The 25,780-nt window shown below is 72.2% G+C and carries 6 protein-coding genes and 1 pseudogene; 2 read left to right on the forward strand and 5 right to left on the reverse strand.

Annotated features, from left to right (window positions below):
* Positions 1 to 43: 43 nt before the first annotated feature.
* The 5 genes and pseudogenes from AC0HI0_RS18060 to AC0HI0_RS18080 form a co-directional block, all read right to left on the reverse strand.
* On the reverse strand, positions 44 to 2,005 hold the full coding sequence (locus AC0HI0_RS18060) for an alpha/beta fold hydrolase (RefSeq protein ID WP_480933543.1): 1,962 nt from the start codon (positions 2,003 to 2,005) through the stop codon (positions 44 to 46).
* A pseudogene (locus tag AC0HI0_RS18065) lies at positions 2,002 to 7,002 on the reverse strand (type I polyketide synthase); the annotation flags it as partial. The pseudogene AC0HI0_RS18065 and the gene AC0HI0_RS18060, both read right to left, overlap by 4 nt.
* 104 nt (positions 7,003 to 7,106) lie before the next feature.
* On the reverse strand, positions 7,107 to 19,232 hold the full coding sequence (locus AC0HI0_RS18070; RefSeq protein ID WP_480933544.1) for an SDR family NAD(P)-dependent oxidoreductase: 12,126 nt from the start codon (positions 19,230 to 19,232) through the stop codon (positions 7,107 to 7,109).
* Positions 19,233 to 19,263: 31 nt separating this feature from the next.
* Complete coding sequence (locus AC0HI0_RS18075; protein WP_480933545.1) at positions 19,264 to 21,537, reverse strand: aminotransferase class I/II-fold pyridoxal phosphate-dependent enzyme; 2,274 nt, start codon at positions 21,535 to 21,537, stop codon at positions 19,264 to 19,266.
* Positions 21,538 to 21,785: 248 nt separating this feature from the next.
* Positions 21,786 to 22,436, reverse strand: a complete 651-nt coding sequence (locus tag AC0HI0_RS18080) for an FMN-binding negative transcriptional regulator (RefSeq protein ID WP_480933546.1) — start codon at positions 22,434 to 22,436, stop codon at positions 21,786 to 21,788.
* 324 nt (positions 22,437 to 22,760) lie between these two features.
* Here AC0HI0_RS18080 and AC0HI0_RS18085 point away from each other — a divergent pair, with 324 nt between their 5' ends.
* Together AC0HI0_RS18085 and AC0HI0_RS18090 are read left to right on the forward strand one after the other, a co-directional pair.
* A complete protein-coding gene (locus AC0HI0_RS18085; RefSeq protein ID WP_480933547.1) occupies positions 22,761 to 24,083 on the forward strand; it encodes a lysine N(6)-hydroxylase/L-ornithine N(5)-oxygenase family protein in 1,323 nt (440 codons plus the stop codon).
* Between the two features lie 264 nt (positions 24,084 to 24,347).
* Positions 24,348 to 25,556: a cytochrome P450 gene (locus AC0HI0_RS18090; RefSeq protein ID WP_480933548.1), complete on the forward strand. Its 1,209-nt coding sequence runs from the start codon at positions 24,348 to 24,350 to the stop codon at positions 25,554 to 25,556.
* Positions 25,557 to 25,780: the final 224 nt, after the last annotated feature.

Raw genomic sequence — 25,780 nt, forward strand, 5'->3', positions numbered from 1 at the left:
GTGGCGCTGGGACACTTCGCGCCGGTCTGCGCACCGGGGACGGCTACCCGGGTGTGGCGAGCACGCCTGCCGGGGCGAGGAAGTCCCTGCCCACGGCCTCGACACTCCCGCAGCCGATCATCGCCAGCGCCAGGTCGAGTTCGGCGAGCACGCACCGCAGGACGTGGTGCACGCCGCGCTGCCCGGCGACCGCCAAGCCGTACTGGTAGGGCCTGCCGTACAACACGGCGTCGGCACCGAGGGCCAGCGCCTTGACGACGTCCTTGCCGGTGCGGACACCGGAGTCCATCAGCACCGGGGTCGTCTCACCGACCGCAGCGCGCACCGCGGGCAGGCTGTCCAGGGCGGCCACCGCACCGTCCAGCTGGCGTCCGCCGTGGTTGGAGACGATCACTCCGTCCGCGCCGCCCGCCAGGGCGAGTCGGGCGTCCTCCGGGTGCAGGACACCCTTGACGAGAATGGGCAGCTCGGTCCGCTCGCGCAGCCAGGGCAGCCGGCTCCAGGTGAGGCCGGGGTTGCCGGAGACACTCGCCCAGTGCTTGACCGCGGCCTCGACGCCCGAGCCTGCCGGTAGCGCCGCCTGGAACACGGGATCACTGGTGTAGTTCGCGATGCCGACACCCTTGAGGAAGGGCAGGAAGCTGTTGTCGAGGTCGACCGGCCGGTACCCGAAGGTCGGGGCATCGACCGTGAGCACCAGTGCGGTGTAGCCGCTCGCCTCGGCCCGGCGGACCAGGGACAGCGCCAGCTCGTCGTCGGAAGGCCAGTAGAGCTGGAACCAGCGGGGTGCCGGACCCGCCGCCGCCGCGACGTCCTCCAGGCTGTGCGACGAGAACGAGGAGAGCACGAACGGCACGCCGGCGTCGGCCGCGCCGCGAACGCCGGCCAGCTCACCTTCCGGGTGGACGACGGTCTGCGCGGAGATGGGGGCCAGCAGGACGGGCACGGGCAGGCGTTGTCCCAGCAAGGACACCGAGAGGTCGCGGCGGGTCACCCCGCGCAACACCCGCGGTACCAGGCGCCAGCGGCCGAACGCCTCGCGGTTGGCACGCCTGGTCTCCCCCGTTCCGGCGTCACCGTCCACGAACCCGTGCACGACGGGGGGCAGCACCTCGCGGGCCGCCTCCGCCAGCGCCGTGAGGTCGGTCGGGAGCCGGTCGCCGCGACCTGCCAGGTACAGCTCGCGGACCAGTTCGGCGGGGGTGCCGCCAGTCGGCGCCGCCAGGTCGTCGTCGATGTACCGGGCGAGCAGGGAGGCGATCTCGGTGGTCCGCTCGGTCAGCCCGAAGTGGCCGCCGGAGTGGGTCTCCACGGCGTGCCCGGCACTCGTGTGGCGGCTCCAGCCTCGAACCAGATCGACGGAGTTCTTCGGATCCGCGTCGGCGACGAGCACCGTCAGCGGCGTCGTCAGCACGACGTCCCCCGAACACCGGTAGGCGCGCACCAGACGGCAGTCGGCGCGCGCGATGCGCAGCACTTCCGCGAGGAAGTCCTGGTCGCGGAGCATCACCTCGGGCACTCCCCCCAAGCGCCGCAATCCGTCTGCGATGACCTCGTCCGGGGTGTGGTCGAGGTCCGGTTCCTCCCAGTCCGCGGACGGCGGCCGGGCAGCGGAGACGAACAACCGCGCGACGGTGGTGGGATCGTGCCGCAGGAGGCGAGCCGCCTCGAAGGCGACCAGCGCCCCCATGCTGTGTCCGAGCAGGAACAGCGGGCGGTCGGCGTACGGGACCAGCGCGTCGGCCGATTTCGCGGCCAGTGCGGCGATGTCCTCGGCGAAGGGGTCAGCCCGGCGGTCCTCCCGGCCGGGGTACTGCACGGCGAGCAGTTCGACGTGCTCGGGCAGCGCGCCGGACAGGGCCTGGAACGCCCGCGCGGAGCCCGCCCCGTGCGGGTAGCAGACCAGCCGGGCGGTGCACCGCGGTCTGCGGTCGAACACGCGGATCCAGGTGTCGACGGCGGGCGGCTGTGGTGCCGTTCCCGCGCCGTAGACGTGTTCGATCATGACGTCCGCACCTCGTTCCCGGCCGTGGTGGCCAGCTCGTCGCGCAGGTGTTCAGCCAGCACGCGCGGGGTCTTCCAGTCGAAGATGAACGTGGCCGGGAGCTGGATCCCGAGGGCGTCCGTGAGGTGGTTGCGCAGCCCGACCGCGGCCAGCGAGTCCACGCCCGCGCGGTCGAAGGGGACGTCCGGGTCGATCGCCGCGCCCGAGGTGTGGCCGAGCACCTGCGCCATCAAGGCGAGGAGGTCGTCGAGGACGGAGCCCGCGCCGCTGCCCCGGGGCCGGGCGTCGGGCGTGGGGCGGGCCACCGGGCGCGCCTCGTACGCCGCGGTCAGGGCGGCGACGTCCCAGCGTCCCGCGACCACGACCGGCCGGTCCAGTCCGACCGCGGCGTCGAGGAGGGCCAGCCCCTGCTCGATCGGCATCGGCAGGACGCCGCGGCGGGACATGTGGGCGACCTGGGTGTCGGACAGCGTGCTCCCCATCCCGCCCGACACGTCCCACTGCCCCCACGTGACCGCCACACCGGGCAGGCCCACCGCGCGCCGCTCCTGCACCAGGCCCTCCATGAACGCGTTCGCGGCGGCGTACGCGCCCTGCCCCGCCGCGTTCAGGGTGCTCGCGACGGAGGAGAAGACGACGAACCCGGTCAGGTCCAGGCCCGCGGTCAGGTCGTGCAGGTTGAGGGTCGCGTCGACCTTCGGCCGCAACGACCGGTCGAGGCTCGCGGGCGTCAGACCGGTCACGACACCGTCTTCCAGCACCCCTGCGGCGTTGACCACGCCGCCGATCCGCACGCCGTCGCGGGCGAGTCCGTCGAGTGCGCCCGCCAATGCGTCACGATCCGCCGCGTCGCAGATCACCGGGCGGACGTCGGCGTCGAGGCCGCGCAGCCGCGCGATGGCGCGCGCCGCCTCGGGACCGGGAGCCTCGCGGCCGACCAGGACCACCTGCCGCACGCCGTGCCGCTCGACCAGGTGCCGGGCGACGATCCGACCGAGCCAGCCGAGACCGCCGACGATCAGCACCGCCCTCTCCGGGTCCCACGGTTGCCCGGCGCGCGGGACGTCTGCCGCAGGGGCCAGGACCGGCCGGTAGGCGGTGCCGCCGCGCACCGCGAGCTGCGGCTCACCGGTCGCCAGCGCGGCGGCCAGGCACTCGCGGGTCGCGGCGGTCCCGTCGAGGTCGACCAGGACGAAGCGGTCCGGGTGCTCGGCCTGGGCGGAGCGCAGCAGACCCCAGACGGCGCGGTGCGCCGGTCGCGGCTCGGGTGCGTGCTCGCCGTCCACCGTGACGGCACCACGGGTGACGACCACCAGACGGGTGCCCGCCCGCTGCGCGCTCCCGAGCACGAGCTGAACCGCCGCCAGCACGCGGTGCAGCGTCTCGTGCGCCGCGGCGGCCGTGGTGGGGAGGTCCGGGCAAGTCAGCACGATCGTGCGCGGGACGGCAGCCCCGGTGGCGAGGGCCGGGACGTCGTCGATGCCGCACTCGGTCCAGTCCTCGGACGCGATGACGGCACCCAGCGCGGGCAGCGGCGTCCAGTGCGGCAGGAACAAGCCCTCGGACTCGGCTGCCTCGACGCGGCCGGTGCGGGTGGTCGGTGCCAGGGTCACCGAACCGATGGAGACCAGCGGTGCGCCGTCCGGATCGACGACCTCGACGGCAACCGCGCCCTCCCGCGCGGACCACAGCCGAACTCGCACCCGGTCCGCGGCCACACCGCGAACGCGAACGTCGGTCCAAGTGCTCGGCCGAACGTCGCGACCCGCCGATCCGCCGGTACCCGCAGCGAGGTCCAGGGCGGCGTCGAGGAGCGCGGGGTGCAGGGTGTGCCCGGCGGGTCGGACTCCATCGGGCAGTGACACCTCGGTGTACGCGGCTGCGTCCCGGAGCGGCCCGTCCCACGGGTCACCGGCCGCGCTCGGCCCCGGGCGGGAGATGCTGCCGTGGGCGAGCCGGACCCAGTCCGACGACGCGGTGCCGTCCGCGCGGCGCGCGTGGACGGAGACGGCGCGGTCCGGTGCCGCGCCCGCATCGGCGACGAACACCCGCACCTCGAACTCCGCGCCCGAGGGCATGGCCGGCGGTGCGTCGAGGACCAGCCGGTCGATCCGGTCGAGGTCGATCGCGCGGGCGGCGCTGATCACCAGGTCGAGCAGGGCGGTGCCGGGCAGCAGCACCTCGTCGGCGTCGCGGTGGCCGGCCGGCCGGCCCGGGGCGGCACCGGAGAGCCTGCCGGTGAACAGCGTGCCGCCTGGTTCGGGCACCTCGGCCACGGCGGCCAGAACCGGGTGGTCGAGCCCGGTGAGGCCGGCCGACCGGACGTCCCCGGTCGGCTCGGGTCGATCGAGCCAGTAGCGGCGGCGCTGGAACGGGTAGGTCGGGAGCGGGATGCGACGGCCGCCGCGGCCCGCGAACACCGCGGCCCAGTCGACGTCGGCCCCCGTGGTGTGCAGCCGGGCGAGCGCGGTCAGCAGGGCGGTGGCTTCCGGCTGCCGGCGGCGCTGCGCCGGGACGAGCACCGGCGCGGCCCCGTCCGGGAAGCAACCCGCGGCCATCGCGGTGAGATCGCCCCTCGCCCCCACCTCCACGAACCGGACGCAGCCGAGGCCGAGCAGTGCTTGCACGCCGTCGTGGAAGCGGACCGGTTCGGCGGCGTGGCGGACCCAGTACTCGGGGTCGGCGAGCGCGCCCGGCCGGGTCGGCTGCCCGGTCAGGTCCGAGACCACCGTGAGCCGCGGCTCCCGGAAGTCCAGCCCCTTGACGACAGCCCGCAGCTCGTCGAGGGCGGGCTCGATCAGCGGGGAGTGGAAGGCGTGGCTGACCCGCAGCCAGGTGGCCCGGCCACCGGTGGCCTCGAACGCGGTGACGACCGCGGCCAGCACGTCCCGGTCGCCCGACAGCACCGTGGCGGTGGGCCCGTTGACCGCGGCGAGGGAGATGTGATCGGTGCGCCCCGCGATCAGCTCGGTGGCCGTCCCCTCGTCGGTTTGCAGCGCCACCATGGCTCCCCCGCTCGGGAGGGCCTCCATGCTGCGACCCCGGGCCGCAGCCAGCTCGGCCGCGTCGTCGAGGTCCAGCGCACCTGCGGCGTGCACCGCGGCGACCGCACCGATCGAGTGCCCCATGACGGCGTCGGGCGTGATCCCGCACGACTGGAGGAGGCGGAACAGCGCGACCTCGTAGGCGAGGAGCGCGGGCTGGGTGTACCTGGTGCGGTGCAGGAGGGCTGCGTCGGCGGAGCCCTCCGGGGCGAAGACGACCTCTCGCAGCGGTCGGTCGAGGTGCGGGGCGAGGGCGGCGCAGACATCGTCGAACGCGGCGGCGTAGGCCGGGAAGGCGTGGTAGAGCGCCTTGCCCATGCCTTCCAGCTGGGAGCCTTGCCCGGCGAAGAGGAAGGCGGTGCGCCCCTCCCCCGCCTTGCCGACCACAGAGCCGGGGCTGTCGGTGGTCGTGGCGAGGGCGCGCAGGCGGTCGAGCAGGTCGTCCTGCCCGGCCGGGAGCAGGACCGCGCGGTGCGGGAGGTGGCTGCGCGTGGTGGCGAGGGACGTGCCGAGGTCGAGCAGGTCGGGCGAATCGCCCGGGCCGGCGGTCACCAGGTCGGCGATGCGGGCGGCCTGTGCGCCCAGTGCGGCTTCGCTGCGTGCGGACAGGACGATCGGGGTGACCGGGAGACCGGGTGCGGTCGCGTCGGCGGGCCGGGCCGCCGAGTCCGCGGGTGCCTGCTCCAGGATGACGTGCGCGTTGGTGCCGCTGATCCCGAACGAGGACACCGCGGCCCGCCGGGGGTGCCCGTTGCGCGGCCACCCCTTCGCTTCGGTCAGCAGCTCCAGGCCCCCGGCCGACCAGTCCACGTGGGGTGTGGGCTCGTCCGCGTGCAGCGTCCTCGGCAGCACGCCGTTCCGCAGTGCCATCGTCATCTTGATGATGCCGCCCACGCCGGCGGCGGCCTGCGAATGGCCGATGTTGGACTTGAGCGACCCCAGGTAGAGCGGGTGGTCGGCCCGCCGGTGCGCGCCGTAGACGGCCATCAGGGCGTTCGCCTCGATCGGGTCGCCGAGCGGTGTGCCGGTGCCGTGCGCTTCGACCACGTCGACCTCGTCGGCGGAGACACCCGCCGCCGCGAGGGCCTGGGTGATGACCTGTTCCTGGGCGGACCGGCTCGGCGCGGTCAACCCGGCGCTGCCGCCGCTCTGGTTGATGGCCGAGCCGCGCAGGACGGCGAGGACCGGGTGCCCGAGGGCTCGGGCGTCCTCAAGGCGCTCGACGAGCAGCAGCCCGGCACCCTCCGACCAGCCGGTCCCGTTCGCGGACGCGGCGAAGGACCGGCAGCGCCCGTCGGCGGAGAGCCCGCCCTGGCGGCTGAACTCGATGAAGGGCATCGGCGTCGACATGACCGTCGCGCCACCGACCAGTGCCATGGTGCACTCGCCGCCGCGCAGCGCGGCGGCGGCGAGGTGCAGCGCGACGAGAGACGACGAGCAGGCGGTGTCGACCGTCAAGGTCGGCCCCTCGAACCCGAAGGCGTACGCGAGGCGCCCGGAGGCGACGCTGGCCGCGCTGCCGATGCCGAGGTAGCCCTCGTAGTCGGCCGGTGCGGGGGAAAGCCGGGCTCCGTAGTCGCTGTACATCGTGCCCACGAAGACGCCCGTGCGACTGCCGCGCAGGGTCGCCGGGTCGAGGCCGGCGCTCTCGAACGCCTCCCACGCGGTTTCGAGCAGCAGCCGCTGCTGCGGGTCCATCGCGTGGGCCTCGCGGGGCGACACCTCGAAGAACTCGGCGTCGAACTCCGTTGCCCCGCGCAGGAATCCACCTCCCCTGGCGTACGACGTCCCCGGTTGCCGGGGGTTCGCGTCGTGCAACGCGGACAGGTCCCAGCCGCGGTCGGTCGGGAACGGGCCGATGGCGTCGACGCCGTCGCCGACCAGGCGCCACAGGTCCTCGGGGGACGCGACGCCGCCCGGGTAGCGGCAGGCCATGCCGACGATGGCGATCGGTGCGTGTTCGCGTTGCGCCTGCCGCGCGGAGGCGGTCCGCAGTTGCTCGTTCTCCTTCAACGCGGCCCGGAGCGCATCGACGACCATCTCGTGGGACGGGCCCGTCATGGTGACTCTCCAACAGTTCGGCTCGGGGTTTGGTCGACCCGGCCCAGTGCCAGGCGGACCAGTTCGTCGGTCGTCATCGAGTCCACCGCGGAACGGGCACCCGGCCCGTCCGCCTGCCCGGCCTGGACAGCGGGCTCGGCCTCCGCGATGGCGAGATCAGCGGCGATGCGGGCCGCCAGGGCCCGCGGGCCGGCGTGATCGAAGATCAACGTCGGTGGCAGGGGTACACCGGTCACCTTGCTGAGCCGGTTGCGCAACTCCAGGGCGGTCAAGGAGTCGAAGCCCAGGTCCTGGAAGCGGCTGGTGGCCGCGACGCGCTCGGCGGTGGTGAGCCCGAGCACCACGGCGATCTCGGCCCGCACCGCTTCGAGGACGAGGTGCAGCTGTTCCGTGCGGGGTGCGGCGGCCAGCCTGCCGCGCAGACCGGCGGCGGGCTCGTCGGGGGTTCCCCCGGCTGCCGTCCTGCGCGGCGCCAACTCCCGCAGCACGGGCGAGGCGTGCTCCTGGTCGAGGCCGCCCAGGTCGAGGCGGGCGGGGACGAGGGCGGGGGCGGCGTCCACGGCGGCGACGTCGAACAGGGCGAGGCCCTCGGCGACGGGCAGGGTGGCCACCCCGAAGCGGGACAGTGCCCGCAAGCCGCCGTCGTCGAGGTCGCTGCCCAGACCGATCGCACCGCTTGAGCCGTCGTCGGTCCACGGCCCCCACGCCAACGACACCGCGGGCAGACCAGCGGCTCGGCGGCGGTGCGCCAGCGCGTCGAGCGCGGAGCTGGCCGCCGCGTAGTTGCCCTGGCCCATCGAGCCGAGCACACCGGCGATCGAGGAGAAGAGGACGAACGCGGACAGGTCCAGGTGCCGGGTCAGCTCGTGCAGGTGGATGGCGCCGTCCAGCTTGGGCCGGAGGACCGCGTCCAGGCGCTGCGGGGACAGGTCCTCGATGAGGCCGTCGTCCAGTACCCCCGCCGCGTGCAGCACCGCCGTCGGCGGTCGCTCAAGCCCGTCGAGCAGGGCGGCCACGGAGGAGCGGTCCGCGACGTCGCACGCCGCCACCGTCACGTGGACGCCGACGGCCTCCAGCTCCGCCACGAACTCCGACGCGCCCGGTGCGCCCGATCCGCGCCTGCCGGTGAGCACCAGCTGTCGCACGCCGTACCGGTCCGCCAAGTGCCGGGCGACGAGCCGCCCGAGGGTGCCCAGGCCCCCGGTGATCAGCACTCGGCTTTCCGCGTCGAACGGTGCGGTGCCGGTGGGTTGCGGCTGGTGCGGGACCAGCCGGGGCACCCGGAAGCCGCCGCGCCGGATCGCGACCTGGGGTTCGCCCGACTCGATCGCGAGGGCGACGCCGCGCACCGACTCCGGGCGTCCGTCGACGTCGATCACCGTGAACCGGCCGGGGCGTTCCGACTGCGCGACCCGGACCAGACCCCACACCGCCGCGCGGACCGGGTCCGGGCCGTCCCCATCGGACGCGGCAACCGCGTCCCGGGTCAGCACGACGAGCCGTCCGGCGTCGAACCGCTCGTCGCGGATCCAGCGATGGACCAGTGCGAGGAGTTCGTGCGGTCCCGTTCCGGTGGGCGGATCGGGCTCGGTCGACGCCGCGCCGAGGTCGAGGACGATGACCGCGGGCACGTCCGCGCCGTCGTCGACGGACCGGAGCAGTTCGTCGAGGTGCGCGTGGGCGCGGATCACCGCTCCGGTCGCGCGCAGGGCGTCGCGCAGGTCTCCGGTGTCAGGGCCGAGCACGGCCCAGCGGCCGGCCGGGGCTGCTGCGTCGAACGTCCGGCCGACCCATTCCAGCGCGTGCAACGCGGGGTGTGGGGCCGGTCGGCCGCCTCCCCGCGGCAGTTCGCGGAGCGCGACCTCGGTGCTGAGCACGGGTTCACCGGTCTCGTCGGCGACGAGCACGGTGCAGCTGTCGCCCGCGCGCCGGAGGCGGATGCGCAGCGTTTCGCCGACGTCGCCCGCCAGTACCAGGTCGCGCCACGCGAACGGCACCAGCAACCGGTCGTCGGCGATGGCGAGCAAGGGGTGCAGGGCGGCGTCGAGGACTGCGGGGTGCACCAGGTAGTCGTCGCCACGCACGTCGGCCGGGGCGACGACCTCGGCGTAGAGGTCGGCCCCGTGTCGCCACACCCGGCGCAGCCCCTGGAAGGCCGGACCGTATCCGTAGCCGCGCCCGGCCAGCCGGGAGTACAGGCCGTCGAGCCGGACCGGGGAGGCATCGGGCGGTGGCCAGGCGCGAAGACCGGTCGGCTCGACGCCTTCCGCGGCGGCCAAGGTGCCCGTGGCGTGCCGTGTCCAGTCCGCGCCCGACCGGGCGTAGAGCGCTACGGACCGGTGTCCGTCGCCGGCCGGGGAACCGACGATGAGCTGGACCGCGGTCGGCTGTCCGAGGAGGAGCGGCTGCTCCAGGGCGAGTTCGAGCACCTGCCCCGCGCCGGTGCGCCGTGCGGCGTGCAGCGCGAGTTCCGCAACGGCGGAACCGGGCAGCGTGACGGCCCCGGCGATGGCGTGGTCTGCGAGCCAGGGCTGCGTCTGCGGGTCGAGCCGCCCGGTGAACACGGTGCCGCGCCCGTCCGCCAGCTCCACGCCCCCGTCGAGCACGGGGTGCGCCGCGCCTGTGGTGCGCTCGACCGTTGCGCTCAGCCAGAACCGATCGCGCTGGTACGGGTAGGTCGGCAGGGCAACGGTGCGGCCGCCGCGGTGGAAGCGGCTCCAGTCGATCTCGGCACCGTCCGCGTAAGCCCGCGCCACGGCGGTGGTGAAGGTGAGGGTTTCGGGGTGGCGCGGACGGAGCACGGGCGTCGCGGTCGCGGTCTCGCCGTGGATCTCTCCGACCAAAGTGGACAGTGTGGCGTCCGGACCCAACTCGACGTAATGACCGACGCCCGCACGGGCGAGACGATCTACTCCGTCCGCGAACCGGACCGTGCCCCGCAACTGCGCCACCCAATAATCCGGACCGGCCAACTCCTTCGCGGTCGCGATCTCCCCGGTCACCGTCGACACCATAGGAACATCCGGGGCCGAAAAAGAAAGAGACGCCGCGATGTCGCCGAACTCCGCCAGAATCCCGTCCATGTGACCGGAATGGAACGCGTGACCGACCCGCAACCGGGACGTCGCACGCCCCCGACCCCGCCACCACCGGCCCAACTCGTCCGCCGCCCCGGCGTCCCCGCCCACCACCACCGACATCGGCCCGTTCACCGCGGCCACATCCAACCGCCCCGCATAGGGGACCAGACTCTCCCGGACCTCCTCCTCGCCCGCCCCGATCGCCACCATCACCCCGCCGGCCGGGACGGAACCCATCAACCGACCCCGATGCGCCACCAACGTGCACGCATCCGCCAAATCCAGCACACCCGCCACATGCGCCGCCGCGATCTCGCCGACCGAATGCCCCAACACGAAATCCGGCGCGAAACCCGAATCCAGCAACAGCCGGAACAACGCCGTCTCCAACGCGAACAACGCCGGCTGCGCGAACCGCGTCCCACCCAACAACGCCGCATCCGCACCACCCGGATCGGCGAAAACCAACCGCTTCAGCGACACCGGCAACAACGCGTCAAACCGACCACACACCTCGTCGAAAGCATCCGCGAACACCCGCTCCGCCCGATACAACCCACCACCCATACCCACCCGCTGACCACCCTGACCAGCGAACAGGAAAGCGGTGCGGGGCGGTTCGGTCGCGGTACCGGTCACCACGTTCGCCGCCGGTTCCCCGTTGCGGAGCGCGTCCAGACCGGCGATCAGGCCGGCGCGGTCGGCCGCGAGAACCACGGCGCGGTCGGTGAGGGCGGATCGGGCCGTGGCCAGCGAGTAGCCGATATCGAGATCCGCGCGACCGAGAGCGTCACCGCCGGGCGCTGCGGCACGGGGCAGCAGCTGCGCGGCCTGTGCGCGCAGTGCTTGCGGACCGCGTGCGGAGATCACCCACGGCAGCAGGTCGGGGATTTCGGCCGGTTCGGGTGCGACTGGCGTTTGGGGTGCCTGTTCCAGAATGACGTGGGCATTCGTACCACTCACACCGAAAGACGACACCGCCGCCCGCCTCGGCCGATCGACCACCGGCCACGGCCGCGCCTCCCGCAACAACGACACCGCACCCGCATCCCAATCAACACGCGAAGTCGGCACACCCACATGCAACGTACGCGGCAGAACACCATGCCGCATCGCCAGAACCATCTTCACCACACCACCGACCCCGGCAGCCGCCTGCGCATGACCGATATTCGACTTCAACGAACCCAAAAACACCGGCCGACCAGCAACCCGACCCTGCCCATAAGTCGCAACAACCGCCCCCGCCTCGATCGGATCCCCCAACCGCGTCCCCGTCCCATGCGCCTCCACCACATCAACATCACCCGAAACAAGCCCCGCCCGACCCAACGCATCCCGAATAACCCGCTCCTGCGACAACCCACTCGGCGCCGTCAAACCATTACTCGCACCATCCTGATTGACCGCAGACCCCCGCACCACCGCCAACACCTCACGCCCATGACGACGGGCATCGGACAAACGCTCCAACAACAACACACCCACACCCTCGGCCCACCCCGTACCACCCGCATCCTCCGCAAAAGCACGACACCGACCATCCACCGACAACCCACGCTGCCGACTGAACTCCACAAACGTCCCAGGACCCGACATCACCGTCACACCACCCGCCACCGCCAAATCACACTCACCCGACCGCAACGCCTGCGCCGCCAAATGCAACGCAACCAACGACGACGAACACGCCGTATCAACCGTGATCGCAGGACCCTTGAGGCCCAGGGTGTAGGAGACCCGACCGGAGACGACGCTCGGCGAGTTGCCGGTGTACCCGTACGCCTCGACGCTCGGCGGGGTGACGGGGAGGCGCGAGGTGTAGTCGCTGTACATGACGCCGCAGAAAACGCCGGTGCGGCTGCCGCGCAAGGTCGTCGGCGCGATGCCCGCGTTCTCCACGACCTCCCAGCTGGCCTCCAGCATGAGCCGCTGCTGCGGGTCCATGCCGAGGGCCTCGCGCGGGCTGATGCCGAAGAACTCCGCGTCGAACTGGTCCGCGTCGTACAGGAAGCCGCCGTGGCGCGTGTAGGACGTGCCGGCCTTGTCCGGGTCCGGGTCGTACAGCGCGGCGACGTCCCACCCTCGGTTCTCCGGGAACGGACCGATGGCGTCGACGCCCTCGGCGACGAGCCGCCACAGGTCGTCGGGGTCGCGGACGTCGCCGGGGTAGCGGCACGCCATCCCGACGATCACGACGGGATCGTCGGCCGGGCCGACCTCCGTCCGCCGCGGTGTGCCCGGCTCGGCAGCGGGCCCGCGGTCGAGGTGCGTCAAGAGGTGGTCGGCGAGCGCCGCCGGGGTGGGGTGGTCGAAGACCACCGTGGTGGACAGCCTGACGTCGGTGGCCGCACCGAGCGCGGTGCGCAGTTCGAGACTGGCAAGGGAATCGATGCCCAGTTCGCGGAAGGGCGCGTCGGCGGCGATCCGCGCCGCGTCCGGCAGCGCGAGCACGGCGGCCACCGAGGAACGGACCAGGGCCAGCGTTGTCCGGTGGCGTTCGGTCGCGGACAGCGCGGCGGTGCGCGCGGCCCATGAGCCGGCCGGTGCCGTCCGGGCCCGTGGGCGGTCGCGGAGCGCGAACGAACGCAGCAGCGCGGGCACGGTCGGTGCGGGGTCGCGGAGTGCTTCGAGGTCCAGCTCGACCGGGACGAGCAGGGGTTCGCCGGTCGCCAGTGCGGCGTCGAACAGCTCGACACCACGCTCCGCGCTCAGCGGCAGGACGCCGTTGACCCGCCACCGCGCGATGTCCGCGGCGGCGAGGTTCGCCGCCATCCCGCCCGTCGCGGCGTCCCACATCCCCCAGGCCAGCGCGGTGGCGGCCAGGCCGTGCGCCCGGCGGTGGTGCGCCAAGGCGTCGACGTACGCGTTGGCCGCGGCGTAGGCGCCCTGGCCGGGGCTGCCGAGCAGCCCGCCGATCGAGGAGAACAGCACGAACGCGGCGAGCGGCAGGTGCGCGGTGAGTTCGTGCAGGTGCCGGCCGCCGTCCGCCTTGGCGCTGAGCGCCCGGTCGACGGCGTCGGGGTCGAGGGTGCCCAGCGTGGCGTCGGCCAGGACGCCCGCGGTGTGCACCACGGCGGTCAGCGGGTGCTCTGGCGGCACGGCGGCCAGCACCTCGGCCAGGCTTGCCCGGTCGGTGACGTCGCAGGCGACGACGGTGGCCTCGGCGCCCAGCTCGGCGAGGCGGGCGACGAGGTCGGGTGCGTGGGCGCTGCGACTGCACAGCAGCAGGTGCCGAACGCCGTACCGGGCAGCGAGGTGCTGGGCGAAGAGGCTGCCGAGGGCACCGGTGCCGCCGGTGATCAGCACCGTGCCCGCCGGATCGAGTTCGGCGGCGGTGCCCGGCGCGGCGTGGGCGAGCCGGGGCGCGTGGAGAACGCCCTTGCGCAGTGCCACCGGGAGCCCGACATCGGTGATGTCGGGTAGCTGGGCCGGGTGGTCGCCATCGGTGTCCAGGAGCGCGAACCGGCCGGGGTGCTCGCTCGCCGCGGTGCGCAGCAGCCCGTGCACGGCGGCGGCGGGCAGGTCTCGGACGTCGTCGCCGGGGGTGGTGGCAACCGCCGCACGGGTCAGGAGGAGCAACGTCGTCGACTTCAGGCGCTCGTCGGCCAGGAAACGCTGCACGACGGCGAGCGCGTCGCGGACCGCGGTGCGGGTCGCGGCACCGTCGGCGACCCGGTCATCCGGCGTGCGGCAGGGCAGCACCAGCACGTCGGGAGCCGGTTCGCCCGCGTCCAGCGCAGTCGAAAGCGCGTCGAAGTCCCGGCGCGGCAGGCCCGGGAAGTCCGCGGTGCTCCCGAGCACGACCGCCCGGCGAGCGGTGCCCGTGCCGGGCAGGATCGGCTGCCACGCCACCCGGTAGAGGTGCTCGCGGGAGCGGTCGCGGGTCAAGTGCCCGCTGGTCGGTGCCGGGCGCAGCGTCACGGAGTCGATGGACAGGACGGGCTGCCCCGCCGGGTCGGTCGCGACCAATGAGGCGTTCTCGCCGTCGCCGCCGCCCACCCGCACCCGCAGTCGGGTGGCGCCGGAGGCGTGCAGGGTGACGCCGGTGTAGGCGAACGGCACGCGCAGTTCGCCGTCCTCGGGCCGCAGGCCGAGCAGGAGCACGTGCTGGGCCGCGTCGAGAAGGGCGGGGTGGATCCCGTAGGCCGCGGCTTCGGCGTGCGACTCCTCGGGCAGCTCCACGTCCGCGTACACGTCCGCGCCCGACCGCCAGGCGGCGCGCAGCCCGCGGAACGCCGGGCCGTAGGCGTAGCCCAGGTCGGCCAAGCGCTCGTACAGGCTGTCGAGTTCGAGCGGAAGCGCATCCGGTGGGCGCGGCTCGGACACCTCGCCAGGCACCCCGAGCGCGACCAGGACGCCCGATGCGTGCCGAACCCACGCGGGCGCGTTGCCCGCCGGATCGTCCGGGGCCGAGTGGATGGTGATCGCGCACTCGCCGGACTGGTCGGCGGGTCCCACCGCGACCTGCACGCGGACGCCCTCCTCGGGCAGCACCAGCGGCGCTTCCAGGAGCAGCTCGCGCAGCCCGGAGAGTCCGGCCCGGTCACCCGCCGCAACGGCAAGCTCCACGAAGGCCGTTCCGGGAAGCAGTGCGGAGCCCGCGATCACGTGCTGGGCGAGCCAGGGGTGCGTGCGCGCGGAGAGCCGCCCGGTGAACAGCAGTCCGGCACCGGTCGCCAGGCTGGTCAGACCGCCGAGCAACGGGTGATCGGCAGGCACGAGACCGACGCCCGCGGCGGTGCCCACCGGCGCGGGGGCGTTGAGCCAATAGCGTCGGCGCTGGAACGCGTAGGTAGGCAGGACGGTCCGCCGCGCGCCGGGGAACAGCCGCGCGTTGTCCGACCGGGAACCGTGCAGCATGAGCCTGGCCGCAGCCGTGGTGAAGGTGAGGGGTTCGGGGTGGCGGGGACGGAGCACGGGCGTCGCGGTCGCGGTGTCGCCGTGGATCTCTCCGACCAAAGTGGACAGTGTGGCGTCCGGACCCAACTCGACGTAATGACCGACGCCCGCACGGGCAAGGCGACCGACCCCGTCCGCGAACCGGACCGTGCCGCGCAACTGCGCCACCCAATAATCCGGACCGGCCAACTCCTTCGCGGTCGCGATCTCCCCGGTCACCGTCGACACCACCGGAATATCCGGGGCCGAAAAAGAAAGAGAAGCCGCGATGTCGCCGAACTCCGCCAGAATCCCGTCCATGTGACCGGAATGGAACGCGTGACCGACCCGCAACCGGGACGTCGCACGCCCCCGACCCCGCCACCACCGGCCCAACTCGTCCGCCGCCCCGGCGTCCCCGCCCACCACCACCGACATCGGCCCGTTCACCGCGGCCACATCCAACCGCCCCGCATAGGGGACCAGACTCTCCCGGACCTCCTCCTCGCCCGCCCCGATCGCGACCATCACCCCGCCGGACGGGACGGAACCCATCAACCGACCCCGATGCGCCACCAACGTGCACGCATCCGCCAAATCCAGCACACCCGCCACATGCGCCGCCGCGATCTCGCCGACCGAATGCCCCAACACGAAATCCGGCGCGAAACCCGAATCCAGCAACAGCCGGAACAACGCCGTCTCCAACGCGAACAACGCCGGCTGCGCGAACCGCGTCCCACCCAACAACGCCGCATCCGCACCACCCGGATCAGCGAAAACCAACCGCTTCAGCGACACCGGCAACAACGCGTCAAACCGACCACACACCTCGTCGAAAGCCTCCGCGAACACCCGCTCCGCCCGATACAACCCACCACCCATACCCACCCGCTGACCACCCTGACCAGCGAACAGGAAAGCAGTGGCACCGGGTTTCGCCGAGGCCACCGGGCCGGGGACCAACTGCGCGGAGGACGTGCCGCCCGCAAGTGCCTCAAGCCCCTGGAGGTACGCATCCCGGTCGTGGCCGACCACGGCGGCGGTGTGCGCGAACCGGGCAGGCCCGCTCGCGAGCGTGAGGCCGATGTCGGGTAGCTGGACCTCGGGGTTCGCGGAAACGAAGTCCCGCAGACGGGCGGCCTGCGCCCGCAGCGCGTCTTCGGTCCGACCGGAGAGCAACCACGGCCGCGGATTCCCCTCCTGCACCGCAACGGCCGGTGTCTGGGGTGCCTGTTCCAGAATGACGTGGGCATTCGTACCACTCACACCGAAAGACGACACCGCCGCCCGCCTCGGCCGATCGACCACCGGCCACGGCCGCGCCTCCCGCAACAACGACACCGCACCCGCATCCCAATCAACACGCGAAGTCGGCACACCCACATGCAACGTACGCGGCAGAACACCATGCCGCATCGCCAGAACCATCTTCACCACACCACCGACCCCGGCAGCCGCCTGCGCATGACCGATATTCGACTTCAACGAACCCAAAAACACCGGCCGACCCGCAACCCGACCCTGCCCATAAGTCGCGACAACCGCCCCCGCCTCGATCGGATCCCCCAACCGCGTCCCCGTCCCATGCGCCTCCACCACATCAACATCACCCGAAACAAGCCCCGCCCGACCCAACGCATCCCGAATAACCCGCTCCTGCGACAACCCACTCGGCGCCGTCAAACCATTACTCGCACCATCCTGATTGACCGCAGACCCCCGCACCACCGCCAACACCTCACGCCCATGACGACGGGCATCGGACAAACGCTCCAACAACAACACACCCACACCCTCGGCCCACCCCGTACCACCCGCATCCTCCGCAAAAGCACGACACCGACCATCCACCGACAACCCACGCTGCCGACTGAACTCCACAAACGTCCCAGGACCCGACATCACCGTCACACCACCCGCCACCGCCAAATCACACTCACCCGACCGCAACGCCTGCGCCGCCAAATGCAACGCAACCAACGACGACGAACACGCCGTATCAACCGTGATCGCGGGGCCGCGCAATCCGAACGTGTAGGCCACGCGGCCGGAGAGCACGCTGATGAACGTGCCGGTCAGCAGGTATCCCCCGGCAGTGTCGTCCGCCTCGGCCAGCCGTGGCCCGTACTCCTGGGCGAGCGCGCCGAAGTAGGTTCCCGTGTTGCTGTCGCGCAAGGCGGCCAGGTCCATGCCCGCCCGCTCGAACGCCTCCCACACCGTTTCCAGGGCCAGTCGCTGCTGGGGGTCCATGCCGAGGGCCTCGCGCGGGCTGATGCCGAAGAACTCCGCGTCGAACTGGTCCGCGTCGTGCAGGAAGCCGCCCTGGCGGGTGTAGGAGCGGCCGGGGCGTGCCGGATCGCTGTCGAAGAGGTCCTCCAGGGGCCACCCCCGGTTGACCGGGAAGTCGGAGATGACGTCCTTCTCGTCCATGACGAGCTGCCACAGTTCCTCCGGCGTGGTCACGCCACCGGGGAAGCGGCACGCCATCGAGACGATGGCGATGGGCTCGTGCGGGTCGAGGCCGCGGCGCGCGGTCGACGTCACCGCGTCCGTTGCGCCGCTCAGCCGGTCCGCGAGGTGCCGGGCGAGCCGCCGCGGGCTCGGGTGGTCGAACAGCAGGGTCAGCGGGAGCCGCATCCCGGTCGCGTCGACGAGCCGGTTGCGCAGCTCCACGGCGAGCATGGAGTCCAGGCCGATGGTGTGGAAGGCCACGTCGTCGAGTTCGGCGACCTCGTCGCGCCCCAGTACCACCGCGGTCTCGGCACGCACCAGCGCGAGCAGGCGGTCCGCGTCCGCGTCGGGGCTCCGTTCACCCGCGTCCGCAGGCCCACTGCGTTCAGGCGCAACGGGGGTGGGCAGGTCGGTCGGCGCCGCGTCCGCGCCGAAGGCGGGCCGCCAGTCCACCGCGGCACCGCTCGCGTGCAGACGCGCGAGCGATGCGAGGAAGTGCCGCGTGCCGGCCTTGCCGCGGCGCAGGGATTCCACCACGACCGCGGCCGAGTCCAGGTCGTCGAGCGTCTGCTGGAGCGCCATCGTCATGGCCGGGTGTGGGCTGATCTCGACGAAGGCGTGGTGGTCCGGCGCGAGCGCGTGCACGGCGTCCTCGAACCGCATCACGCCGCGCAGCGCGGTGAACCAGTACTCGGCGTCGAGTTCCGCGGTCTCGACGAACCCGCCCTTCACCGTCGAGTAGAAGGGCACGGTTCCCGCGCGGGGAGTGATCGGGGCGAGCCCGGTGAGCACCTCGTCGCGCAGTTGGTCCATCTGCGGGCCGTGGCCCGCGATGTCCACGAGAACGCGCTTCGCGTTCACCCCGGCCGCGTCGAACTCCCCGCGCAGCCGGTCGATGACGTCCGAGTCGCCCGCCAGGACCACCGACCGAGGTCCGTTGACCGCCGCGACGGCGAGCCGGTCGCCCCACTCGGCGAGCTTCTCCTGCAGGGACGCGAGCGGCGCCGACACGGCGAGCATGGCGCCCCGGCCCCGGATGCGGGTCATCGCCTTGCCCCACACGCTGACCAGCCGTGCCCCGTCCGCCAGCGACAACCCCCCGGAGACCACGCAGGCGGCGAACTCGCCGACGCTGAGCCCGACCACGGCCGTGGGCCGCACCCCGAACGACTGCCACAGCTCGGCGATGGCCACGTTCACCGCGAACAGGGCGGTCTGCGCGACGTCGTCCCGTTCGAGCGACGCGCTGCCGGGCAGCCCCCGCAGCACGTCTTCCAGCGACCAGTCGATGTGGGGGGCGAGGGCCAGTGCGGTCCGCTCGACGGACGCGCGGAACACGTCGGAGTCGTCGATCAGACCTGCCGCCATGCCGATCCACTGGGACCCCTGGCCGGGGAAGACGAAGACGATCCGGTCCCGCGCGGCGGCGAGGCCGCTGAGCCGGGTGTCGCTGCGCCCGCCGTCCGCCAGCGCCGCGAGTTCTCCGGTGAGCTGCCGGTCGTCCTCGGCCCACACGACGGTCCGCTGCCGCACCGCGGCCGGATCTGCCGCGTCGTGCGACGCCGCGAGCGACAGCCCGACGTCGCGGAGAGCCCGCTGGTTCTCCTGGAGGTGCTTGAGCAGTTGCCGTGCCCGCGCCCGTACGTCGTCGTGGGTCGCTCCGGAGACGAGCAGGGGGACCGTGGCGGTGCGAAAGGCGGTGGACACGAGGCCTCCGGGTCTGGGCGGGGCGAGCGGGCTACCAGGCGACGTGGAGCTGGGCGAGGCTGCGGGTCGCCATGCCGTCCGTCCAGCTGAACGGGGTGTCGACGTCGGCGAGGCGCAAGGTCGGGAAGCGCCGCAGGATGCGTTCGAGGACGACGCGCACCTGTAGCGTCGCCAGCGGCGCTCCCAGGCAGCGGTGCTCGCCGTGGCCGAACGTGAGGTGGGACGCGCCGCGACCGGAGGCGATGCGCATCGCCTCCGGATCGGTGAACACGTCGGCGTCGCGGTTGCCGTGCAGGAGTGCGACCATGACGCCTTCACCCGGCTGCACGGTGACGTCGCCGACCCGCACCGGCTCCGTGGCGACGCGCGGGAAGGCCAGCGGCGAGGACGGGTTCAGCCGGATCAGCTCCTCGACCGCGTTGCCGATCCGGTCGGGGTGTTCGATCAGCTCGTCGAACGCGGCGCGGTCGGTCAGCAGGGACAGGGTCGCGAGGCCGATCTGGCCCGCGGTGGTCTCGTACCCGGCCATCAGCAAGGTCAGGGCGAGGGTCAGCAGCTCGTTCGTGGACAGCTCACCCCGGTCGTGCACGGCCAGCAGGTCGGTGAGCAGGTCCTCCTGCGGATCGCGGCGCTTGTGCTCCAGCAGTTCGGTGACGTAGTCGATGAGCTTGATGCGGGAGCCGGCTTTGTCGCGCGAACTCGACGCGTCGATGTCGAACAGCACGTCGACCCAGCCGCCGAACTCGTCGCTGTCCTGCTCGGGGACGCCGAGCAGGTGGCACAGCACGGCCAGGGGAAGCGGCCGGGCGAGGTTCTCGACCAGGTCCGCGCCGTGACCGAGCCGATCGATCGCGTCGAGGCGCCGGTCGGCGAGTTCTTCGATGAACGTCCGCATCTTGGCGGTGCGGCCGGTGGTGAACGCGCCGCTGACCAGGCGCCGCAGCCGGGCGTGCGGGACGCCGTCCATGCTCATCATGGAATCCGCCGCGGGCTGGGCGTCGTTGAACTTCGGTGCCTCCGGCGCCAGCGCCGCGACCCGGCTGAACCTCTTGTCCGTGAGCACCGCACGCCCCAGCGCGTGGCCGCGCACCAACCACATGTCGTCGCCGGTCGGCGTCACCACGCGGGTGACGTCGCCCGGACCGGGCCGCATGAACCCGGGCAGGGGGCCCAGTCGGTCGGCCGTGTGCCGCGGCGGGGCGAGCAGTCCCGCTGCCCGGACGCGGCGCTCGACCTCCCGCAGCAGCTCGAACGGGCGGTTGAACGCGATCCGCACGTACTGCGCGCCGCGGGCGGGATCGGCGAAGGAGGGACCGCCCGGGACGACCAGGACCCCGGTGGCGTCGAGGAAATCGAGCACGAAGTCCTTGCTGTCGCGGTGCCCGCCGGTGAGCGGGCTGACGTCCGCGAGCAGGAAGCAACCTCCTTCGGCCGGGGTGATCTTCATGCCCATCCCGGTGAAGATCTCGACCGCCAGGTCGCGGCGACGAGCCATCCCGTGGGCCGCCGCCGTCAGGTCGGCGGACAGGGCCGCGAGACCGACCGCGATCTGGAGCGGGGCCGCCGTCCCGAGCGTGGTGAGTTCGTGCACGCGCCGCATCGCCCGGGTGCGGGCGGCGTCGGCCCGCAGGAACCCGAGCCGCCACCCGCTGATCGCGTAGCTCTTGGAGAGCGAACCGACGACGACGCTGCGGTCGGCGAGCCCGGGGACCTCGGCGACGGAGGTCATGACCCGACCGTCGAAGACGAAGTTGCTGTACACCTCGTCGCAGATGACCGTCGTGTCCCACCGCTCGGCCAGCTCGGCGACCTGGTCGAGTTCGGCGCGGTCCAGCACCCGCCCGGTCGGGTTGCCCGGTGAGTTCAGCAGTACCGCGCGGGTGCGGGAGTTGAACGCGGCGGCGAGGTCCGCCGGGTCGAAGCGCCAGTCGGGCGCGGACAACGGGACGAACCGCGCAATCGCACCGGCCAGCGTGATGGCCGCCTGGAACTGCTCGAAGCCCGGGTCGAGCAGGACGACCTCGTCGCCGGGGTCGACGAAGGACAGCAGGGCGACGCAGAGGGCTTCGGTGGCGCCGACGGTGACGGTCAGCTCGTTCTCGGGGTCGGTCGGGGCACGCAGGACCGTGTCCGCGATCTGCCGCCGAAGGGGCAGATCGCCCGCCGGGTGGATGTATTGGTTGTGCCCGGCGGACATCGCCTCGGCGGCCGCACCGATGATCCTCGAATCCGGCTCGGGATACCCGGGAGTACCCAGTGCCAGATCGATCGCACCGCGCTCACGGGCCAGCAGGAACAGGTCCACCAAACTATTCCCGCGCAGTGCCGATGCTCTTGCCGAGATATACGGCCGACGGGTCGTGGAAAGCGCCATCCGCCCCTCCTCCTGATCATCTCGGGTTTGTCGACGAGTCCGGTCCGACCTGCCCGTCGGCACCCCGATCAACTATTGGCGAGCAGCGCCACGTGAAGATACCCGCGCACCGGCAACCGGTGCCGCCGGGACGACGGGCGACCGTCCCGTCGGCGGGACACCCGGGTCGGTGGAAACCTTCACCGTCCCGGCAGTTCCCCCATGAGGTCGGCCACCTCGCGGTATCGACCGCAGGCACTGCCACCGAATGACCGGCGCACCCGTTCACGGACCTCTGCGGGCTGCTCCTGGCTGAGTTTGAACATGCCCTGGGCAGACGTCACTGTCACCCGGAAAGCACCCACCCCGGAAACGATCTCGCGGAAGTAGTCGACCGATTCAGACTGGTCCCAGCCTGCCCCGAACCGGCCCTCCAGAGCCAGCGCGGTGGCCATCACGACACCGAGCGTGTCCTCGCCCGGATCAATCTTCTCCACCACGCCGCACACGTGCACCGAGGTGAAGTTCCAGGTCGGCGCCGCGGGCGTCGTGTCGTACACGGCGGGCGAGACGTACGCGTGCGGCCCGGTGAACGCCAGCAGTATGGCCTTGTCCGCGTCCAACGCGCGCCAATGCGGGTTCGCGCGGTTCATGTGCCCGAGCAGCGTCACGCCGACCAGGTCGACCGGCTGTTCGACGGTCGACTCCGGGCACCCGATCACGGGAAGGTGCGTGGCGAACGGGCTCTCGCCGGGGTTGCCGTTGCTCATCGCGAGAGCCAGCGGGTTGGCGCGGATCAAACCCGCCATCCACGACGCGTCGGGTTCGCGGTATTGACTGGGTACGAACACGTGAAATCCCGCCTCTCACTGATAGCCGGCACGGCACCGGTCGACGCTCCGCGCGGCGGCCCGACCGTCCGCCGCGCGCATCGACCGGACACCGCACACGGAATCTGAAATGCTGTCCTGTCGACAGGACGGTGCACACCGGGACGGGCTCCCGCGAAGAGGCGGGCCGACGACCTCCGAGGACGATCCGCACATTAGCAAGTGCGCCGTTGAGAATACAGCACCGGCGGGCTACGATCCGCAAATTACGGCAGATCCGTGAAGCACGGTCAGGTCCCGTCGAACTGAATTCCTACTGCCGCAACCCAACGGGAGAAGGGCTTCATGAAAACCGATGCGCAAGAGATCTACGATGTGGTTGGCATCGGATTCGGTCCGTCCAACCTGTCGCTTGCCATTGCCCTGGAAGAACACCGGGCGAACCTCCGGGAACGGCCGGTTTCCGCCGCCTTCTTCGAGCGCCAACCCGCCTTCGGCTGGCACCGCAACATGCTGCTCCCGTCGACGACGATGCAGGTTTCCTTCTTGAAGGACCTGGCCACCTTCCGCAACCCGGAGTCACGATTCACGTTCGTCTCGTACCTGCACGCCGCCGGCCGGCTGGCGAGCTTCGTGAACAAGCAGGACTTCTACCCGACGCGCCAGGAGTTCCACCGGTACCTGGAATGGGCGGAGGCGAGTTTCACGGACCGCGTCTCCTACGGATCACAGGTCACCGGGGTCCGGCTGGCACCACCGACCACCGCCCGGTCCCCTCAGCACCTGCGGGTGGAGGTGCGCGACGGCACCGGCACCAGGGTGGTCAACGCGCGGAACGCCGTCATCTCCACGGGTCTGGCACCACGTATGCCCGACGGCGTGGAGCGCGACGAGCACGTCTGGCACAGCTCGGAGTTCCTGGAGCGGTTCCGGCAGAGCAGGTCCGATGAGCTCAAGCAGGTCGCGGTCGTCGGAGCGGGCCAGAGCGGGGCGGAGATCACCCGGTTCCTGTACGACCACCTGCCGCACGCGCGGATCTCCGCCATCATCCCGTCCTACGGCTACTCCATCGCCGACAGCACGCCCTTCGCCAACCAGGTGTTCGACCCCACCGCGGTCGACGACTACTACTTCGGCACCAACCGCACCCGCGAATCGTTCTGGCAGTACCACAAGAACACCAACTACTCCGTCGTGGACGACGAGGTCATCCGGGACCTGTACCACCGGGCCTACGACCAGGAGGTCCGCGGCGAGAGCCGCCTGCGGTTCCTCAACCTGACCAGGGTGCAGGAGATCAAGCGGGTCGGCGGGGAGACCCGGGTGTACTTGGAGTCGCTGCAGGACGACGGCCTCGTAGAGCTGGACGTCGACGCGATCGTCTTCGCCACGGGGTACGACGCGATGGATCCGAGCGGCCTGCTCGGCGACCTCGACCACCTCTGCCTGCGTGACGAGCGGGCGGGGCAGCACCAGGTCGGCCGCGACTACCGGCTGCTCACCACCTCCGAGTTGCAGTGCGGCATCTACCTCCAGGGCGGGACGGAGCACACCCACGGGCTCACCTCGTCCCTGCTCTCGAACATCGCCGTGCGCAGCGGTGAGATCGCGGACTCCATCATCCGCAGGTGCGCCGAGGAGGACCGGGTTGGCTCTCCGCGCGACTGAGCCCGCCGCGCCGCGTTCGAACGCAACCGCCCGGATCGACGGGGGTCGCCCGGGCCCGCGGGGCGCGGACCCGCACCACCGGGAACCACGGCATCCGGCCGGCTGGGGTGGCGAATCCGGACAGGGTCCCGCCGGCGGCCGCGAAGAACCCGGCACCCGGGACCAGCCCGAGGCCGACTCGCCGATCACCGCGATCGGCCACACCTCGTCGCCCCGGGCGTCCGGGGCGCTCCACTCCGAACACGACAACCCCAGGGACCTGTGATGACCGAATCCCTCCCCCTCCTGGCGGGACTGCCGATGACCCGGCCCGCGGGCCGCCCGTTCGACCCCCCGGAGGAGCTGGCGCGGCTCCGCGAGCGGAACCCGTTGTGCCGGATGGCTTTTCCCGACGGCCACGTCGGCTGGCTGGCGACCAGTCACGCACTGGTCCGCGCGGTGCTGGCGGACACGCGCTTCAGTTCGAGGTACGAACTGCTCCACTCTCCTCTGCCGGGCGATGCCGCCATGGAACGAACGCCGCCCGCCCCGCCCGGGCTGTTCATCGGGATGGACGCCCCCGAGCACACCCGCTACCGGAGTCTGCTCACCGGCAGGTTCACCGTCCGCCGGGTGCACAAGCTGACCCGACGCATCGAGGAGATCACCGCCGAGCACCTGGACGCCATGGAACGCCACGGCCCGTCGACCGATCTCGTGGACGCCTTCGCGGACCCCATCCCGGCGCTGGTGATCTGCGAACTGCTGGGCGTCTCCTTCGAGGATCAGGAGTTCTTCCAGTCCCAGGTGAAGAAGGTCAACGACACCGACGCCACACCGGAGGCGAAGCACGGCGCTTTCGCCGCCCTTCAGCACTACCTGCAGGAACTGGTCGTGGCCAAGCGCACGGCACCCACCGACGACATCCTCAGCGAGATCGCTGCCGGCGACCTCACCGACGAGGAACTCACCAACCTCGGCGTCCTGTTGCTGGGCGGCGGGTTCGACACCACCGCCAACATGCTCGCGCTGGGCACCTTCGCGCTCCTGCAGAACCCGGAGCAGCTCGCCGCGCTGCGCGCCGACCCGGCGCTCACCGACAACGCCGTCGAGGAACTGCTGCGCTACCTGTCCATCACCCACACCGGGATGCGGACCGCGCTGGAGGACGTCGAACTCGGTGGCCGACTGGTCAAGGCGGGCGACTGCGTCGCGCTCTCGGCGGTGGCGGCCAACCGCGACCCCGACAAGTTCCCCGACCCGGACCGCCTCGACCTGCGCAGGCACGCTGCCGGGCACGTCGCCTTCGGCCACGGCGTCCACCAGTGCCTGGGACAACAACTGGCCCGCATCGAGATGCGCGTGGCCCTTCCGGCGTTGATCAACAGGTTCCCCACCCTGCGACTCGCCGTCCCGGCGGGGGAAGTCCGGCTGCGCACCGACTCGGACATCTCCGGTGTGAACAGCCTCCCGGTCGCGTGGGACGTCCCGTGAGGCAGGGTGGATCCGGGCACCACCTCTGAGGCGACAACCCGCCTGGAACAGGACGGCATCGCGTTCGCCATCCTGTTCCAGGCGCACGTGGGCGTTGACGGGCAGGATCCGCTCGGGTCCTGGCCCTTCCCGGTCCGGGGCGCGGCACCGCGATCCGTTCGATCACGGGGACGAACCGCGGGCTCTCGCCACGCCGTCCGGCGGTGATCAGCAGCGCCGGTGGC

Source organism: Saccharothrix sp. NBAS 001 (assembly GCF_056640475.1).

Excerpts from the sequence above, each read along its gene's own strand:
- AC0HI0_RS18060 (WP_480933543.1), bottom strand. The coding sequence starts at position 2,005 with ATGATCGAACACGTCTACGGCGCGGGAACGGCACCACAGCCGCCCGCC.
- AC0HI0_RS18085 (WP_480933547.1), top strand. The coding sequence starts at position 22,761 with ATGAAAACCGATGCGCAAGAGATCTACGATGTGGTTGGCATCGGATTC.
- AC0HI0_RS18090 (WP_480933548.1), top strand. The coding sequence starts at position 24,348 with ATGACCGAATCCCTCCCCCTCCTGGCGGGACTGCCGATGACCCGGCCC.